The organism is Phreatobacter sp. AB_2022a (assembly GCF_026847585.1).
Classification (GTDB): Bacteria; Pseudomonadota; Alphaproteobacteria; order Rhizobiales; family Phreatobacteraceae; genus Phreatobacter.
Map to the genome: position 1 here is coordinate 26,497 of NZ_JAPSET010000005.1, position 16,636 is coordinate 43,132.

Consider the following 16,636-nt stretch of genomic DNA (forward strand, 5'->3'; position numbering starts at 1 on the left):
CAGAACGTTTCCCATATCGGATTCGTATTCCGTATTCCGGAATTTGCGACGTTCTAGTTGTTCCGGATTGCGGATGTCAATTCCGATTCTCATTTTCACCGGGTGCTCTATATGATCGTCTGACGGGCCGCGTACGGGCCGGGAGAGAGGCGGAATGCATGAGCGGAAATCCGTGCGCAAAGGCACGGCACAGGGCGGTGGTGAAGCGCGGATGAGCGGCGAGGCGACGGCGCGGCGTGCGGCGGGGGCTGCCGATTCTCCGGACCAGCGCGGCTCGCTCAAGTCGATGCAGAAACTGATGGCCGTGCTCGACTGCTTCTCGCGCTATGATCGCTCGCTCAGCCTCGCGGAGATCTCAGAGCGCTGCAAAATGCCCAAGACGACGGTCCACCGGCTGGTGACGAGTCTGCGGGAAGCCAAGCTGCTCGAGCAGGACAAGGGACGCGACCGCTACCGCATGGGCATCCGGCTGTTCGAGCTCGGCAGCATCGTCCTGGCCAATCTCGACCTGCACCGGGAGGCGCGGGCGCTGATCGACCGGCTCGGTGCGATCAGTGGCGAAGCGGCCCATCTCTGCGTCTTCGACGGCACCAATATGGTGATCATCGAGCACCGCGAGCCGGGCGGCAACACCGCCAACTGGACCACGACCCTGTCGATCTCGCCGTCCTATTGCACGGGAGTCGGCAAGGCGGCTCTGGCCTTTCAGGAGGCCGCGACGATCGACAAGGTCATCCGCCAGGGCCTGCTGCCCTATACGCCGAATACACTCACCGATCCGGAGGCTCTGCGTCGCGACCTCGCCGCGACCCGGGCGCGTGGCTATTCGATCGACGAGGGCGAACACCAGCCCACCGTGCGTTGCGTGGCCGCGCCGATCCGCAACGCCTCGGGCCGGGTCTTCGCGGCGGTCAGCGTCACCGGGCCGATGGACCGGGTGACCCACGAGCGCGTACCGGCCCTGGCCGAACTGGTCATGGCGACAGCCGCCCAATTGTCCCGGCAATTGGGCTATGAAGCTCCGACTGGCGCCCGCAGCGTGGGAAGACGTCATGGATCCTGAGAGCCTCAAGGGCGTCATCGTGCCCTTGACCACGCCCTTCGACGCGAGCGGCGAGATCGACCGCCGGGCCTATCGCGCGCAGATCGAGTGGATGCTGGCCGAGGGCGTCGACGGGATCGTCGTCGGTGGCAGCACCGGCGAAGGCTTCGCGCTCGATGAAGGCGAAGTGGTGGAACTCGCCCATATCGCGCTCGAGGCCGCCGCGGGGCGCGTGCCGGTCATGGCGAGCATTCTGGCCGACTGCACCCGCACGGCCGTGCGGCGCGCCGGCCAGCTCGCCGCTCTCGGGCTGACGGCGCTGCAGGTCGCGCCGCCCCACTATATCTTCGCGCCGAGCGACGATGGCCTTCTGTCGTTCTATCGCGACGTCGCCGCGACCACACGCCTCCCCATCGTGATCTACAACGTCATCTCCTGGGCCAATGTCCGGCCGGCCGTCGCGGCGCGGATCCTGGACCGGGTGCCTTCGGTGGTCGCAGTGAAGCAGAGTGACAAGGACCTCGGCACCTTCGCCGATCTCGTGCGCGCGATCGGTCCCGAGCGCGTATTCGGCGCCATCGATGGCTCGCTGATGAGCTGCTACGATCTGAAGGCCGCCGGCTCCATCGCCGCCATTGCCAGCGCCATTCCCTCGGTCAACGTCGCGCTCTGGCGGGCTGTCGGGCGCGGCGATCGCGGCCGGGCCCTGGAGCTGAATTCCGGCCTCGGCGAGGTGTGGGAGCATCTTGCGGCCCAGAACCTGCCGGCCCGGGTCAAGGCCGCCCAGGCGGCTCAGGGCATGGCAGCGGGACTGCCGCGCGCGCCGATGGAGCCGGTCTCCCCCGATCTGGCCGCGCGGATCGCCGCGGTGATCGGCAGGATCCGGGCCTTGTGACCTGGCGAGCTAGAGGCTGTCAGGAACCGGCCGCAAGTTGAGCGGCATTCTTGAGCATGATGCATGCGCAGGCGACGAGGTGGAGGTCGGCGAGGGTTATGGGCTGAGCGCTCCTCGTCCTTGACGAGGCGTCGGAAGCGGGTTGCCAGGCGAACGATCGTTCGACGCCTCACCGCCCGGGCAGCAGGACGAAGCGACGTTTCGCCTGGAGGCTTGATCACGTCGCGCAGATGCCGTGTTCGGCGCTGGCCGCGGCGGGTCTGGCGCGAGGGCCTGAGCGGCAGCCCGGAAATGCGCCTGTCCGTGGCGCCCATCGCCGCCGCGCTGGCCGCGCGCATCGATCGGGCGATGATGGTGTGGGAGTGACGAGGCGGGGTCTTGCGGGGTCTGGCCGGCGCGTCGCTGGGGGCGGGGGAGCCTACCGCGCCGCTTCCGGCCTGCGGCCGGCATCGGCCTCCGGATCGATGGCCTTGAAATTGCCGAGCAGCTTGTCGAGGTAGTGGATCATGTGGATCCGGTCCTCGGTCGAAAAGCCGGCAAGCGCCTCGTCATAATAATCGGCGATGACGGGCCGCATGTTCTCGTCCCACAGACTGCGGCCCTTGGCGGTCAGGCGCACCAGCCGCGCACGGTTGTCCTTGGGGTCGACGGCCCGTTCCAGATAGTCCAGCGCCTCCAGCCGCGACAGGACGCCGGCGAGGTTCTGGCGGGTCACCAGGAGAAACGCGGCGAGGTCGCCGACCGGCACGCCGTCTTCGAAGGCCGGCCGCGTCAGGGCACCCAGCACCGCCCATTGCTGGGTGGTGATCCCATAGGCGTCGAGCGCGCGTGTTCCGGTTTTGTGGAGCATGTTCGCGCATTGGTACAGCCGGAAGAAGAGCCGGTTGCTCAGGCCCGCCGTCAGGTCGCGAAATCCGTCAATATGTTTCGACATTGTCGGCCACTTTGCCGGGCTGGTCCAGCGCAGTCAAGGCCGGGTGGCGCGCTGCGAACGACAGTATAACAATATATTGACATATCGATCTTGACGAACTAATTGTCGCGAGCATGCGGACCATGGAGCGATCGAGGGCGGGGTGTCGCGGAGCGCCTGCCCGCCAAGCGATCCGGCCGAGGATCTGGCCGCCCGGAGAAACGTCATGCGTGGCTTGAATGGGAAAGTTGTTGTCATAACTGGCGGCGGTGGAGGCATAGGCTCGGCGACCTGCCGGCGCTTTGCCGAGGAAGGCGCCCGCGTCGTCGTCGCCGATATCGACGGGGAGGCGGCGGAGCGCGTCGTCGACGGCATCAAAAGCCGAGGCGGGGAGGCGATCGCGATGGTCGTCGATCTCACGGACTACGCGGCGACCGGTTCGGGTGTTGCGAGGGTCGAAGCCGAGTTCGGTCCGATCGAAATCCTGGTCAACAATGCCGGCTGGGACCTGTTCATTCCCTTCCTGAAGTCCGAGCCGGGCTACTGGACGAAGATCATCGACATCAACCTGCGCTCGGTGCTCAACATCACCAAGCCGGTGCTGGCCTCGATGGTGGCGCGCGGCAAGGGCGGGCGGGTGGTGTCGCTCGGTTCGGATGCCGGTCGCGGCGGCTCCTCGGGCGAGTCCGTTTATTCGGCCTGCAAGGCTGGCATCATCGCCCTGTCCAAGACGCTTGCCCGTGAACATGCCCGCCACGGCGTGACCTTCAACACGGTCTGCCCCGGCGTCACCGAAACGGCGATGCTGGAAAGCTTCATGGCGGCGGCCGGCGACAAGGAGAAGCTGCGCGCGGCCTTCACCAGGGCGGTGCCCCTCGGGCGCCTCGGCCGCCCGGACGACTTGCCGGGCGCCATCCTTTTCCTGGCCAGCGACGAGGCCGCCTTCATCACCGGTCAGGTGATCTCGGTTTCGGGCGGCCTGACCATGCACGGCTGAGGAGCAAGGCCATGACCTACGAAGACATTCTCTACGACGTGAACAACGGCGTCGCGACCATCACCATCAACCGGCCCGACACATACAACGCCTTTCGCGGCAAGACCTGCGAGGAACTGATCCACGCCTTCAACACGGCCGGCTGGGACAGGAAGATCGGCGTGATCGTCCTCGCCGGCGCTGGCGACAAGGCGTTCTGCACCGGCGGCGACCAGTCGGCCCATGACGGCCAATATGACGGCCGCGGCACGATCGGCCTGCCGATGGAGGAGCTGCACTCCATCATCAGGGACGTCCCGAAGCCGGTCATCGCCAAGGTGCAGGGCTTCGCCATCGGCGGCGGCAATGTGCTGTGCACGATCTGCGACTTCACCATCGCCGGCGAGAAGGCGGTCTTCGGCCAGGTCGGCCCCAAGGTCGGGTCGGTCGATCCGGGCTTCGGCACCGCCTTCCTCGCCCGCGTCGTCGGCGAGAAGAAAGCGCGCGAGATCTGGTACCTGTGCCGGCGCTATTCGGCCGCCGAGGCGCTCGCCATGGGTCTCGTCAATACGGTCGTCCCGAACGACAGGCTCGACGAAGAAGTCGACAGATGGTGTGCCGAGATCTTGGAGAGATCGCCCTCGGCGATTGCCATCGCCAAGCGCTCCTTCAATGCCGATACCGAGCACCAGCGCGGCATAGCCGGCCTCGGCATGTATGCCCTGTCGCTGTACTACGACACCGACGAGAGCAAGGAAGGCGGCGCCGCCTTCCGCGAAAAGCGCAAGCCGGATTTCCGCAAATTCGCGAAGTGACGCGCGCTCGGGGCGGGGGTTGGCGGCGAGCGCCGCCGCCGGCCCCGCCGCGCAGGCCTGCCCGCGGATCCCTACCGGAGAATGTCATGCGTCCGACGATATTCGACAGCGACGATCTCGACGCCTTGCGCGCACTGGCCCGCAGGTTCGCCGCCGATCACCTCGCGCCCGGCTGCCGGAGTCGCGAGGCGGCCGGCGCCTTCGACAAGGATCTGGTGCGCCGCATGGGCAGCCTCGGCCTGATCGCCCCGGAACTGCCGGAGCAGTTCGGCGGCCTCGGCGCCGGCAGCATCTATTCCGGCGCCATCATCGAGGAGATCGCGCGGGCCGACTTCAATGTCGGCTATGTCAATGTCCTGGCTTCGCTCAACGGCCAGATCCTCGCCAATTTCGCGAATGCCGACATCAAGGGCCACTGGCTGCCGCGACTGATCGCCGGCGAGGTCATGATCGCGATCGCGCTGACGGAGCCGCGCGGCGGCTCGGACGCGGCCAATCTCGGCCTGAGGATGGAGCGCTCCGGCGGGCACTATGTGATCAACGGCGAGAAGACCTCGATATCGGTGGCCGACCAGGCGGCCGGAACCGTGGTTTTTGCCCGCACCGGCAGGCCGGAGGATGGCGCGCGGGGCGTCTCTGCCATTTTCGTTCCAATGGACCTGCCCGGCATCTCGACGACCCGCTTCACCGATCTCGGCCAGCATGCGATCGGCCGCGGCTCGATCTTCTTCGACAATGTCAAAGTGCCGGCCGATCACCTGCTCGGCGAGGAGGGCAGGGGCTTCGTGCAGGTAATGCAGGGCTTCGATTTCTCGCGCTCGCTCATCGGCCTGCAATGTCTCGGCACGGCGCGCCAGTCGCTGGACGAAACATGGGCCTATATCGGCGAGCGCAAGGCCTTCGGCAAGCCGCTCGGCGCGTTCCAGGGCATCACCCATCAGCTCGCCGATTTCGACACCAGGGTGGAAGCCGCGCGCCTGCTCAGCTTCAACGCCCTGTGGCTGAAGGACAACGGCCTGCCCCATGTCGCGGAGGCCGCGATGGCGAAATGGTGGCCGCCGCTCATCGCCTACGAGACGATCCATGCGTGCCTGCTGATCCACGGCCATGCGGCCTATTCGACCGAGCTGCCATTCGAGCAGCGGCTGCGCGACGTTCTGGGCCTGCAGATCGGCGATGGCACCGCGCACGTCATGAAAAACATCATCGCCCGCGAGCGTGCCGGGAGGGCTGCGGTCGCGGCGTGAACAAGAGGCGGCCTGCCGCCCGCGTCAAGGGAGGAACGATCATGAAATTCGACGCCGTGCTGGTCGCGCCGCGCCGCGCCCGGATGGAGGCCGCCGGCCTCTGGCAAGGCAAGACCCCGCTCGATCACTTCGAGGCCTGCCTCGCCGAAAAGCCGGACGCGACGGCTCTCGTCGGTATCCGCGTCGGCACCGAGGCGCGGGCTGCATTCACCTATGCCGAGCTCGATCGCCTGTCGTGGCGCGCCGCCGCCGGCTTGGTGAGGCTTGGCCTGAAACGCGACGACATCCTGGCCTGCCAGTTGCCGAATTCCTGGGAGTTCCTGGTTCTCTATCTGGCCTGCTGCAAGCTCGGCATCGTCTTCAATCCGGTCATGCCCATCTTCCGGGAGCGCGAGCTGCGCTTCATGTTGCGGCATGGCGAGGTGCCGGTCTTCGTCGTGCCCAAGACTCTGCGCAACTTCGACCACGAAGCCATGGCCGAGGCGATGCGACCCGACCTGCCCGATCTCAGGCATGTCGTCGTCGCCGGTGGCGAAGGATCGAACAGTTTCGAGCGCGCGCTGCTCGATCCGGCACTCGAGGCCGAGGTTGCCGGTGCGCGCGCGAGGAGCGCGCGCGACCGCAGCGGCGCCAACGATGTCTGCCAGCTCATCTACACGTCGGGCACGACGGGCGAGCCGAAGGGGGTGATGCATACGGCCAACACCATGTTCGCCAACCTCGCCGCCTATGCCGAAAGGCTCCGGCTCGGTGCCAGCGACATCGTGCTGATGGCCTCGCCCATGGCTCACCAGACCGGCTTCATGTACGGCGTTCTGCTGCCCTTCATGCTGCATGCCCCGCTGGTCGTGACCGATATGTGGGACAAGGCGCTGGCCGCCCGGCTGGTCGCCCGCGAGAGGATCACCTTCACCATGGCCTCGACGCCGTTCCTGATCGATCTGGCGGCGGTCGTCGAGGCCGAGCGGACCGACTGCTCGAGCCTGCGCATCTTCCTCTGCGCCGGAACCGCCATTCCCGGCCCGGTGGTCGAGCGCGCCGAGAAGGCGCTCGGTGCCAAGGTGATCTCGGCCTGGGGCATGACCGAGAACGGCGCGGTCAGCCTCGTCTCGCCGGACGATCCGCCGGAGCGTTCGGTCAATACCGACGGCTTCGCATTGGAGGGCATGGAGCTGCAGGTCCGTGGCGGCGACGGCACGCCGCAGGAGCCGGGCATCGAGGGCGAACTCCATGTGCGCGGCTGTTCCAACTTTGTCGGCTATCTCAAGCGTCCGCAATGGAATGCCACCGATGCGGACGGCTGGTTTCACACCGGCGATCTCGCCCGCATGGACGACAGGGGCTACATCCGGATCTGCGGCCGTTCGAAGGACGTGATCATTCGCGGCGCGGAGAATATCCCGGTCGTCGAGGTCGAGGCGCTGCTCTACGGCCACCCCGCCGTGCAGCAGATCGCGATCGTCGCCTATCCCGACGATCGCCTGGGCGAACGGGCCTGTGCATTCGTCGTGCCGCGGCAGGGCGCGGCCTTCGATTTCGCGGAAATGGTGCGCTTCCTCGACGCGCAGAAGCTGGCGCGGCAGTTCTATCCCGAACGCCTGGAAATTCGCGACGCCTTGCCGTCGACGGCTTCGGGCAAGATCCAGAAATTTGTGCTGCGACAGCAGTTGCGCGAGGAGTACGAGCAGGCCAGGGCTTGATCGGAGTGGCGCGGTTCTGCCGCGCGTCGCGCCGCTAGCCCGGCGGCATCGCGCCGCGGGCCAGCTCCTGCAACTGCTCGTAGAGATCGGGATTGTCGGCGCTGCACACGCAGATCGCCCGTGCCCGGCCGGCGCCGGCATTGAGATAGGCATGCGCCATGGTGCTGTCGATATAGATGCCGTCCCCGGCCTCGAGGATCTCGGGCGCGTAGAACTCGGTGTGCACGGCGACCCGGCCTTCCAGCACCAGGAGATATTCCTCGCCGGCATGGCGCATCAGCGGGCCGAACTCCTCCAGTGTGCGCGCCTGCAGCTCGGCGATGATCGGCACCATGCGCTTTCCGAGCAGCTCCGTGCACTGATAGTGATAGCCATAGGCGTGGGTGCGGATGAACTGGCCTTCGCCGCCGCGGCTGACGCTGCGCCGGGCGGTCGGCACCGCGCTCGCGGGGGCCGCCGCGCCGACCGGGTGGAACAGCTCGGCGACCTCCATGCCGAGACCGGCGCTGAGCTGCAGCAGCTTGTCATAGGTCAGCGACATCTGATGGTTCTCGACCTTGGACAGGGTCGAGAGCGCCATGCCGGTCCGTTCCGACACATCCTTCAGGGTCAGGTTGCGGGCCCGCCGCGCGGCCTTGAGGCAGTCACCGAGCAGGGGGCGGGGGGAAGCAGGGGCGTTGATCGTCATGGTCGCCATCCGTTCTAGCAGAGGCAAAACGGTCTCGCGAGATTGGCTATCGATTTAGTTGATACACTAAATGATTCAACGAAATTGAAAAATGCGCTTGTCATTCGCCACGAAGGCTGGTGACAATGGCGCGCCCGGATAGAAGCGCGTGTGGGACGCCGCCCGGTGCTCTGGAGTTGAGGGCATGAAGATTTTCATGGCGACGCTCGCCACGGAAACCAACACTTTCTCGCCCATTCCGACCGGCAGGGAGGCCTTCTCGGGTGGCCGCGACTGGTTCCGCAACGATGGCAGCCGGCATCCCGCGACGGTTGCCAATATCCCCCTGATCGCCTGGCGCCAGCTCGGCGAGGCCGAAGGCCACGAGGTGGTGGAAAGCATCTGCACCTTCGCCCAGCCCGCCGGCACAACGCTGCGCCAGGTCTACGAGGACCTGCGCGACACGCTGATCGCCGACCTGAAGGCGGCCATGCCTGTCGACGTCGTGCTCCTGTTCATGCACGGGGCGATGGTTGCCGAAGGCTATGACGACTGCGAGGGCGACACGCTCGCCAAGGTGCGCGCGGTGGTCGGGCCCAGGGCCAAGGTCGGCATCGAGCTCGACCTCCACTGCCATCTCACCGAGCTGATGCGCCGGTCGGCGACCGCCATCGTGACCTTCAAGGAATATCCGCACACCGATATCGGCGACCGGGCGCCGGAGCTCTATCGCCTGTGCCTCGATGCCGCGACCGGCCGGACGCAGCCGGTGATGGCCTATTACGATTGCCGGATGATCTCGACCTATCGGCCGACGCTCCAGCCCATGCGGGGCTATGTCGACCGGATGATGGCGATGGAGGGCAAGGACGGCATCCTCTCGGTGTCGTTCGGCCATGGCTTTCCCTGGGCCGACGTGCCCGACGTCGGCGCCAAGGTCGTGGTGATTGCCGATGGCGACGAGGCCAAGGCCGCCGCCACCGCCGCCCGGCTCGGCCGCGAGCTCTGGGATCTGCGCGATGCGGTCGCCGCGCGGCTCGACACGATCGACGATGCCATCGACGCCGCCCTTGCCGGCGGCGCTGGGCCGCTCGTCGTGGCCGATGCCGCCGACAACCCCGGCGGCGGCGCGCCCGCCGACAGCACCTTCATCCTGAAGCGTCTGATCGAGCGCGGCGTCACCGGCGCGGCGCTCGGCTGCTTCTGGGATCCGCAGGCGGTCCAGTTCTGCGCCGAGGCCGGCGAGGGCGCACGCTTCCTCCTGCGCGTCGGCGGCAAATGCGGGCCGGTCTCCGGCGATCCGGTCGACCTGATGGTGACGGTCATGCGTGTCGTCGCCGACCATTCGCAGTCGGGGCTCAGCGGCGGCCGCTCGCGGCTCGGCCAGAGCGTCTGGGTCTCCGCCGACGGCATCGATCTCGTTCTCGTCTCCGTCAGGGCCCAGACCTTCTCGCCCGACGCCTTTACCGGCCTCGGCCTCAGGCTCGACGACAAGCGTCTCGTCGCGGTCAAGTCCTCGCAGCATTTCCAGGCCGGCTTCGCACCGCTCGCACGCGAGATCCGCTACGTGTCGAGCCCCGGCGCCCTGCAGTTCGACTATGCCGAAATTCCCTATACGAAGCTCGCAACGCCGTTCTGGCCGCGCGTCGCCGATCCCTTCGCCAAAGCCTGAGGGGCGACCATGGCCAGGACGTCGCATTCCTCCCTGTCACGGCGCACGGCGCTCGCCGCGCTTGCCGGCGCCGCGGCGGCGCTCGCCCGGCCTGCCGTGGCGCAGCCGGTCAGCACGCTCAAGTTCATTCCCTCGACCGATCTTGCCGCGCTGGATCCGATCTGGACCACCGGTTACGTCGTGCGCAACCACGGCTACATGGTCTTCGACACGCTGTTCTCGCTGGATTCGAGCTTCAAGGTCCGGCCGCAAATGGCCGAAGGCCATGATGTGACCGATGACGGCAAGACCTGCACGATCCGGCTGCGCGAGGGCCTGAAATTCCATGACGGCGCGCCGGTGCTGGCGCGCGATTGCGTGGCCAGCATCCGCCGCTGGGCGGCGCGCGACGGCTTCGGCCAGACGCTGATGGCCGCGACCGACGAACTTGCGGTGGTCGACGACCGCACGCTGCGGTTCCGCTTGAAGGCGCCGTTCCCGCTGCTGCCGGACGCGCTCGGCAAGATGTCGGGGCCGGTGCCCTTCATGATGCCGGAGCGGCTCGCTCTGACCGACCCGAACCAGCAGATCAAGGAGGCGGTGGGGTCCGGCCCGTTCCGCTTCCTCGCCGGTGAATGGCGCCAGGGGGCGGGTGCGGCCTATGCCCGTTTCGACGGCTATGTTCCGCGCAACGAGAAGCCCGATGGCCTGGCCGGCGGCAAGGTGGTCAATGTCCAGCGCGTGCAGTGGCACACCATGGCCGACAATTCCACCGCCATGTCGGCCATGCGCACCGGCGAGATGGACTGGCTGGAAATCCCGGCGCCCGACCTGCTGCCGCTGGTCGCGCGCCAGCGCGGCTACACCATCACGTCGCTCGACCCCGTCGGCATCTACAGCCTGATGCGCTTCAACAGCCTGGTTCCGCCTTTCGACGACGTCGCCGTGCGTCGGGCGGTGCTGCGCGCGGTCAATCAGGCCGACTACCTGCAGGCCATGGCGGGCGACGCCAAGCTCTACAGCGAATGCAAGGCCTTCTTCCCTTGTGGCACGCCGTTCTCGACCGGCACCGGCTCGTCGATCATGGATGGGCGCCTCGATGAGGCGCGCGCCATGCTCAAGGCGAGCAGCTATGACGGCCGCAAGGTGGTGATCCTGGCCTCCGCCGACCAGCCGCTGCTCTCCCCGCTCGGCGAGGTGACCGCCGACCTCCTCAAGCGGCTCGGCATGCAGGTCGACCTCGTGACGACGGACTGGGGCAGTCTGCTCGCGCGGCGCGCCTCGCAGAAGCCCGCCGAGGAGGGCGGCTGGAACATCTTCCATACGACCGGCGCCGCGGCGGAGTTCATGAGCCCGGCCTCCCACGTCGCGTTGCGCGGCACCGGCCGGGCCGGCTGGTCCGGCTGGCCGACCGACGCGCGGCTGGAGGAACTGCGGACGGCCTGGTTCGCCGCCACGGGCGAAGCGGCGCAGAAACAGGCCGCGGCCGCCATGGAGCAGCGGGCCTTCGAGACGGCACCCTATGTGCCGCTCGGCCAGATCCGCCAGCCGACGCTCTATCGCAACGTCGTCACCGACGTGCTGCAGGCAAGCGGGCCGGTGTTCTGGAACCTGCGCAAGGCCTGACGCGTCACGGCCGCAACGGCCGGCCACGGCGCCCGAGATAGAGGCGTGCGGCATTGCCGCCGCGTATGGCCGCGCGCTCTGCCGGCGGCATTGCCGCCAGCAGCGCCTCGGTGGCGCCGACCCAGTCGTCATAGCTTGCGGCGAGGGTCGCCACCGGCCAGTCGGAGCCCCACAGCACGCGCCCCGGGCCGAACGCCGCCAGGACATGGTCGGCATAGGGCCTGAGATGGTCGACCGTCCAGCCGGCAGCCGCCTCCGTGACCATGCCCGACAGCTTGCAGGCGACATTGGGCAGCGCCGCTAGGGCCGCCATGTCGGCGCGCCACGGGTCGAGCCGGCCTTCGGCGATCGGCGGCTTTGCCAGATGGTCGATGACGATGCTGAGCCCAGGGTGGCGCCGGGCGACCGCGGCAAGCCGGGGAAGGTGGCGCGGCAGCACCAGGGCGTCGAAGACGAGCCCGTGCCGCTCCAGCGCTTCGAAGGCGGGGGCGTGATCCGGCCGGGCGAGCCAGTCGTCGTCGGCCATGTCCTGGACCATCGGCCTGAGGCCGACGAGCAGCGGGTTGCCGGCGAGCTCCGCGATCGCTGCCGGCGCGTCGGGCGCGTCGAAGTCGGCCCAGCCGACGACGCCGGCCACCGACGGCTCCGCCGCGGCGATCGACAGGAGAAAGCGGGTTTCGGCGACGGTCGGAGCCGCCTGAACCAGGATGGTCGCGCCGATGCCGTGGCGGGCGGTGAGGGGGCGCAGATCCGCCGGCCCGAAATCGCGGTGAATCGCACCGAGAGCCGGTGTCAGCCAGCCGTAGTCGCCGCGGGCGATCTGCCAGAAATGGTGGTGAGCATCGATCAGCATGGCGCGGCCGGATGTCTGCGAGACGGTTCGCCCGGCCGCAAGCGGCAGGCCCGGCAGGATCGGCGGCGGCGCTGTCGCGATCAAGGCCGGGCCGGCGCCGTCCCCAGGTCGATTCCAGGACTTCCGCATCCCGTCAATTGCATGACAAGCAAGGCAGGCGCCTTTGAGGGCCTCTTGCGGCCATAGAAATGAACCGAATTGCCAGTTTGAATTTGCTCGATAAGCAATTTTTATTGACTTGTGCGTAATTCTGGCTGACGCTTCCGTTCATGAGCGCACACGATGAAGCCCTGACCAGTCTCGGCGCCCGCATCCGGGCCTTGCGCGAGGCGCGCGGCATGAGGCTGAAGGATCTCGCTGACGGAACGAGGCTGTCGGACGCTTTCCTGTCGCGTCTCGAACGCGGCCAGGTGTCGAGCTCCGTCGCCAATCTGATCCAGATCGCCGAGGTGTTGGAGGTCGGTGTCGGCGAGCTGTTCGACAGTGCGCCGGACCAGTCGCGCAGTCATGTGACGGTGCATCGCGCCGGCGACGACGCGGCGGCGGAGACCGTCGCGAGCACCGGCTATCGCTGGCAGCTTTTCGCTGGCGGCCGGCCGCATGACGATCTCGAAGTCTTCCACCTCATCTTTCCACGCCGCAACCGGATGGATCTGATGGTGTCCCATCCGGGCCAGGAATACTGTTACGTGATCGGCGGCCGCATCCGTTTCCATGTCGGCGCCGAAAGCTTCGACCTCGGGCCGGGCGAGGGAATCTTCCTCAATTCCGAACTGCCGCACCGCGCCGACAATGTCGGCGAGGAGGATGCACGCATCCTGATGGTGGTCGCGAAGTCTCCGCTGAAGGCCGAACATTTCGACTGGTGGAGAGTGCCCACCGCATCGCCCGCGATGCGGCCGGGCAGAACCAGGACGAGCTAGGCGCGACCCACCGCATCGCCCGCGATGCGCGGGGAGTAACGAAGACGAGCGAGGGAGAAACATCATGCAGACGGTTGCCCTGACACCCGCCGGCCAGCATCTGCCCTACGAGATCAAACATATCGACGATATCGACTGGGAGACCATCCGCTGGCCGGGCGAGACCGGCAAGATGCTGTTCCATCCGCGGCCGGAGCGGCCGACCGAGCCCAATGCCGGCATCCTCAGGCTGGAGCCCGGCGCGCATCACCCGGTGCACAACCACGATTTCGCGCAGGTCTGGTACATTCTCAGCGGCGAATTCCGCATCGACGACACGCTCTGCAAGCCGGGAACGATGATCTTCCATCCGGATCCGCATTTCGAAGGCAAGTTCGAGACGGCGACCGGCGGCGACATCCTGATCGTCCAATATCCCGGACCGACGACCGGCGGCCGGCCGATCTATGCCGGCCGCTTCAACATGGCCGAGCGGCGCGAAGTCGCCGAGGAGCGCACGGACATGTGAGCCGCGGCCGAACGGCGGATCGCCCATGCTCTTGCCCAATCGGCCGCAACCCTCGACAAGAGGGGTGGGGCCGGGGATTGGGAGGCGGCATGAAGCGAGCCAAGGTCGTTCTGGTCAGCGGGGCGTCTTCCGGCATCGGCCGCGCGACGGCCACGCTGCTGCATGCCAAAGGCCATATCGTCTATGGCACCAGCCGCGATCCCGAGCGCCATCAGGCGCCCTGGCGCATGCTGTGCCTCGACGTCACCGGGGAGGCCTCCTGCGCCGCGGCGGTCGCGACCGTGCTGGCCGAGCAGGGGCGCATCGACGCGCTGGTCAACAATGCCGGCCTGGTGCTGGCGGGCGCGGTGGAGGACACCGCACCGGACGAAGCGAGGGCGGTGCTCGAGACCAATCTTTTCGGGGCCTTGCGCCTGACGCAGGCGGTGCTGCCGGCCATGCGCGCGGAGAAAAGCGGCGTCATCGTCAATGTCGGCTCGCTGGCCGGGCGGGTCGGCCTGCCGTTCCAGGGTCTCTACAGCGCCAGCAAATATGCGCTCGAGGGCCTCAGCGAGAGCCTGGCGCTGGAGCTGAAGTCCTTCGGCATCCAGGTCACGCTGGTCGCGCCCGGCGACACCGCGACCAGCGTCGTCGACAACCGGCGCAAGGCACGGGCGGCCGAAAGCCCGGATTCGGCCTATGCCGGGCCGTTCGGGCGGGCGCTTGCCACATTCGAGGCCGAGGAGCGAGCGGGGGCGCCGGCCGACGGTGTGGCCGGGCGCATCGTCGCCATTGTCGAGGGCCGGGCGACCGGGCCGCGTTATGTCGTCGGGCCGATCGCCCAGCGGATCCTGGTCGCCGCGCGGGCCTTCATCCCCGTGCGCCTGTTCCAGTGGGGGCTTGCCCGCTACTACCGGCTCGGCGGCTGAGCCGAGCCGGCGCTTGCCGGCTTCCGCCAGGGTGACTATAGCGTCACTGTCGTGACATAAAGTCAGCGGTCACCCAGCCGGTTGAAGGTAGCCTCAGCGCCCATGTCGGATAGCCCAGTGCAGCCCACCTCGCGGTCCGAACACGCGGCCGGTACCCAGCAACTCCAGGGAATCCTGCGCCGGGTCGGCATGATCGGCGACATGCTCGATCGGTCGGTCGGCAATGCCGACCATCCCCTGCGGGTCCAGATCGAGCGGTTCGAGGGGCCGGTCCATGCCGTCATCGACGGCCGGCACACGACACTGTTCGGCACGAACAGCTATCTCGGGCTCAATTTCGATCCGCGCTGCATTGCCGCCGCCGAACAGGCGCTGCGCCAATGGGGCACCGGCTCCACCGCCTCGCGGGTCGCCTCCGGCAACCAGGATGGCCACGTCCAATTGGAGCGGGTCATCGCCCGCTTCTACGACCGGCCGGACGCGATCGTCTTCTCGACCGGCTTCATGGCCAATATGGGCACGATCTGCGGCCTGGCGAGCGATGGCGACCTCATCCTCTACGACAGCCACTGCCATGCCAGCATCATCGATGCCTGCCGGGCGAGCGGCGCCACCTTCAAGCCGTTCAAGCACAATGATCCGGCCGATCTCGATCGGCTGCTCAAGGAAGCGACAGTGCCGGCTTCGCGCATCCTGGTGGTGCTGGAAGGCCTCTATTCGGTCTGGGGCGATGTCGGCGAAGTCCGCAAGCTCGGCACCGTCGCCAAGGAGCATGGCGCCCTCGTCTTCGTCGACGAGGCGCATGGCCTCGGCATCTACGGCGAGAACGGCCGCGGCGTCACCGAGGCGCAGGATGCCGAACATCTCGTCGATGCCATTGTCGGCACCTTCTCCAAGAGCGTGGGCGTCATCGGCGGCTATTGCGTCACCAACCATCCGGCGCTGAAGGCACTGCGCTTCCTGGCGCGCGCCTATCTCTATACTGCCTCGCTGCCGCCGGCCGTCGTCGCCTCGGCGAGCACGGCCATCGGCATCATCGGCAGCGAGCCGGATCTGCGCGCCTCGATGTGGCGCAAGGCCAGGCGCTTCTGCGAGGGGGTCGAGGCGCTCGGCTACAGCCTCAGCGCCGCGCCGGGACCCGTCGGCTCGATCCGCATGCGCGGCCTCGTCCAGGGCCTCGATTTCTGGCGCGACCTCCTGGCGCGCGGCATCTATGTCAATCTGCTGATCCCGCCGGCGACGCCGGGCGGCGAGGTGCTGCTGCGCTTCTCGGTGTCGGCCGCGCACGACGACGCCGATATCGACCGGTTCCTGGACGTGCTGCGCGACATGGCGCCCCGGGCGATCTCGGCCTGAACCCTGAAGGCAGCGCGCCGCCCCACGCCACAACGGGCGCCCGAGCGCCGCGCGGGCGTCACGACGCGCAGCCTGCCATCATCGGCGCCTGAGCCCGGCTCAGGCGGCGTGGCGGGCCGTTTTCGACCAATAGTCGACGATCGAGCTGATCATGGCGCGATAGTCGTCGAGCGAGCCGGGCTTGCGGAACATGGCATTGGCGCCGGCCTCATAGGCCTTGTCGACGGCCTGGCGGCTGTCGCTGCCGGAAATCACCACGACCGGGATCTGCCGCAGCGTCTCGTCGCGGCGCAGGACCTTGAGGAAATCGAAGCCGTTCATGGCGCCGAGCTCGAGGTCCAGGATGATGATGTCCGGATCGTCGGAAAGGGGTGGATTGTCGCCGCGCGCGTCGTCGAAACGAAGCCTCGCCAGCGCCTGCTCGGCCGAGGCGAAGGTTTCGAAACTGCAGCCGTCAAGCGCTTCCTCGAAGAACCGGATCATGAAATCGACATCGTCGACCTCGTCATCGATGATCATCAGGCGGGTGAGCTGCCGCATGTCCGTCTCCGGCAAG

16 protein-coding genes and 1 pseudogene are annotated in these 16,636 nt (G+C 67.6%); 12 read left to right on the forward strand and 5 right to left on the reverse strand.

Annotated features, from left to right (window positions below; genetic code table 11):
* The first annotated feature begins 154 nt into the window (after positions 1–154).
* Together OZ671_RS05115 and OZ671_RS05120 are read left to right on the forward strand one after the other, a co-directional pair.
* Positions 155–1,063, forward strand: coding sequence for an IclR family transcriptional regulator (locus OZ671_RS05115; protein WP_268859727.1), 909 nt, complete (start codon positions 155–157; stop codon positions 1,061–1,063).
* Positions 1,053–1,937 (forward strand): dihydrodipicolinate synthase family protein, encoded by an 885-nt coding sequence (locus OZ671_RS05120; RefSeq protein ID WP_268859728.1) that lies wholly within the window; start codon positions 1,053–1,055, stop codon positions 1,935–1,937. The genes OZ671_RS05115 and OZ671_RS05120 overlap by 11 nt, the downstream gene beginning before the upstream one ends.
* 19 nt (positions 1,938–1,956) lie before the next feature.
* Here OZ671_RS05120 and OZ671_RS32040 read toward each other — a convergent pair.
* Both OZ671_RS32040 and OZ671_RS05125 read right to left on the reverse strand, forming a co-directional pair.
* Positions 1,957–2,214 (reverse strand): annotated as a pseudogene (locus tag OZ671_RS32040) (IS5/IS1182 family transposase); the annotation flags it as partial.
* A 141-nt stretch (positions 2,215–2,355) separates the two neighbouring features.
* The gene (locus OZ671_RS05125; RefSeq protein ID WP_328286340.1) at positions 2,356–2,871 is read right to left on the reverse strand and encodes a MarR family winged helix-turn-helix transcriptional regulator; all 516 of its coding nucleotides are present in this window, start codon (positions 2,869–2,871) and stop codon (positions 2,356–2,358) included.
* 205 nt (positions 2,872–3,076) lie between these two features.
* Here OZ671_RS05125 and OZ671_RS05130 point away from each other — a divergent pair, with 205 nt between their 5' ends.
* The 4 genes from OZ671_RS05130 (at position 3,077) to aliA (ending at position 7,588) form a co-directional block, all read left to right on the forward strand.
* Positions 3,077–3,847, forward strand: a complete 771-nt coding sequence (locus tag OZ671_RS05130) for an SDR family NAD(P)-dependent oxidoreductase (RefSeq protein ID WP_268859730.1) — start codon at positions 3,077–3,079, stop codon at positions 3,845–3,847.
* An 11-nt stretch (positions 3,848–3,858) separates the two neighbouring features.
* Positions 3,859–4,641, forward strand: a complete 783-nt coding sequence (badI, locus tag OZ671_RS05135; RefSeq protein WP_268859731.1) for a 2-ketocyclohexanecarboxyl-CoA hydrolase — start codon at positions 3,859–3,861, stop codon at positions 4,639–4,641.
* Positions 4,642–4,727: 86 nt separating this feature from the next.
* The gene (aliB, locus tag OZ671_RS05140) at positions 4,728–5,888 is read left to right on the forward strand and encodes a cyclohexanecarboxyl-CoA dehydrogenase (protein WP_268859732.1); all 1,161 of its coding nucleotides are present in this window, start codon (positions 4,728–4,730) and stop codon (positions 5,886–5,888) included.
* A 41-nt stretch (positions 5,889–5,929) separates the two neighbouring features.
* On the forward strand, positions 5,930–7,588 hold the full coding sequence (gene aliA / locus OZ671_RS05145) for a cyclohexanecarboxylate-CoA ligase (RefSeq protein ID WP_268859733.1): 1,659 nt from the start codon (positions 5,930–5,932) through the stop codon (positions 7,586–7,588).
* A gap of 34 nt (positions 7,589–7,622) precedes the next feature.
* Here the strand turns inward: aliA and OZ671_RS05150 are convergent, their stop codons facing one another.
* Positions 7,623–8,285: a helix-turn-helix domain-containing protein gene (locus OZ671_RS05150; RefSeq protein ID WP_268859734.1), complete on the reverse strand. Its 663-nt coding sequence runs from the start codon at positions 8,283–8,285 to the stop codon at positions 7,623–7,625.
* 175 nt (positions 8,286–8,460) lie between these two features.
* Here OZ671_RS05150 and OZ671_RS05155 point away from each other — a divergent pair, with 175 nt between their 5' ends.
* Together OZ671_RS05155 and OZ671_RS05160 are read left to right on the forward strand one after the other, a co-directional pair.
* Positions 8,461–9,927 carry a M81 family metallopeptidase gene (locus OZ671_RS05155; RefSeq protein WP_268859735.1) on the forward strand — a complete coding sequence of 489 codons (1,467 nt, stop codon included), beginning with the start codon at positions 8,461–8,463 and terminating at the stop codon, positions 9,925–9,927.
* A 9-nt stretch (positions 9,928–9,936) separates the two neighbouring features.
* Positions 9,937–11,532, forward strand: coding sequence for an ABC transporter substrate-binding protein (locus tag OZ671_RS05160; protein WP_268859736.1), 1,596 nt, complete (start codon positions 9,937–9,939; stop codon positions 11,530–11,532).
* A gap of 4 nt (positions 11,533–11,536) precedes the next feature.
* Here OZ671_RS05160 and OZ671_RS05165 read toward each other — a convergent pair whose 3' ends face one another.
* The gene (locus tag OZ671_RS05165) at positions 11,537–12,469 is read right to left on the reverse strand and encodes an amidohydrolase family protein (protein WP_328286341.1); all 933 of its coding nucleotides are present in this window, start codon (positions 12,467–12,469) and stop codon (positions 11,537–11,539) included.
* Positions 12,470–12,654: 185 nt separating this feature from the next.
* On the opposite strand from OZ671_RS05165, the gene OZ671_RS05170 reads away from it, so the two are divergent.
* From OZ671_RS05170 to OZ671_RS05185, 4 genes are all read left to right on the forward strand, one after another.
* On the forward strand, positions 12,655–13,308 hold the full coding sequence (locus OZ671_RS05170; protein WP_268859737.1) for a helix-turn-helix domain-containing protein: 654 nt from the start codon (positions 12,655–12,657) through the stop codon (positions 13,306–13,308).
* 64 nt (positions 13,309–13,372) lie between these two features.
* Positions 13,373–13,816: a cupin domain-containing protein gene (locus tag OZ671_RS05175; protein ID WP_103167742.1), complete on the forward strand. Its 444-nt coding sequence runs from the start codon at positions 13,373–13,375 to the stop codon at positions 13,814–13,816.
* Between the two features lie 89 nt (positions 13,817–13,905).
* Positions 13,906–14,724 (forward strand): SDR family oxidoreductase, encoded by an 819-nt coding sequence (locus OZ671_RS05180; RefSeq protein WP_268859738.1) that lies wholly within the window; start codon positions 13,906–13,908, stop codon positions 14,722–14,724.
* A gap of 117 nt (positions 14,725–14,841) precedes the next feature.
* Positions 14,842–16,080: an aminotransferase class I/II-fold pyridoxal phosphate-dependent enzyme gene (locus OZ671_RS05185; protein ID WP_268859739.1), complete on the forward strand. Its 1,239-nt coding sequence runs from the start codon at positions 14,842–14,844 to the stop codon at positions 16,078–16,080.
* Between the two features lie 99 nt (positions 16,081–16,179).
* On the opposite strand, the gene OZ671_RS05190 is transcribed toward OZ671_RS05185, so the two are convergent.
* Positions 16,180–16,620 (reverse strand): response regulator, encoded by a 441-nt coding sequence (locus OZ671_RS05190; protein WP_103167740.1) that lies wholly within the window; start codon positions 16,618–16,620, stop codon positions 16,180–16,182.
* Between the last annotated feature and the right edge of the window lie 16 nt (positions 16,621–16,636).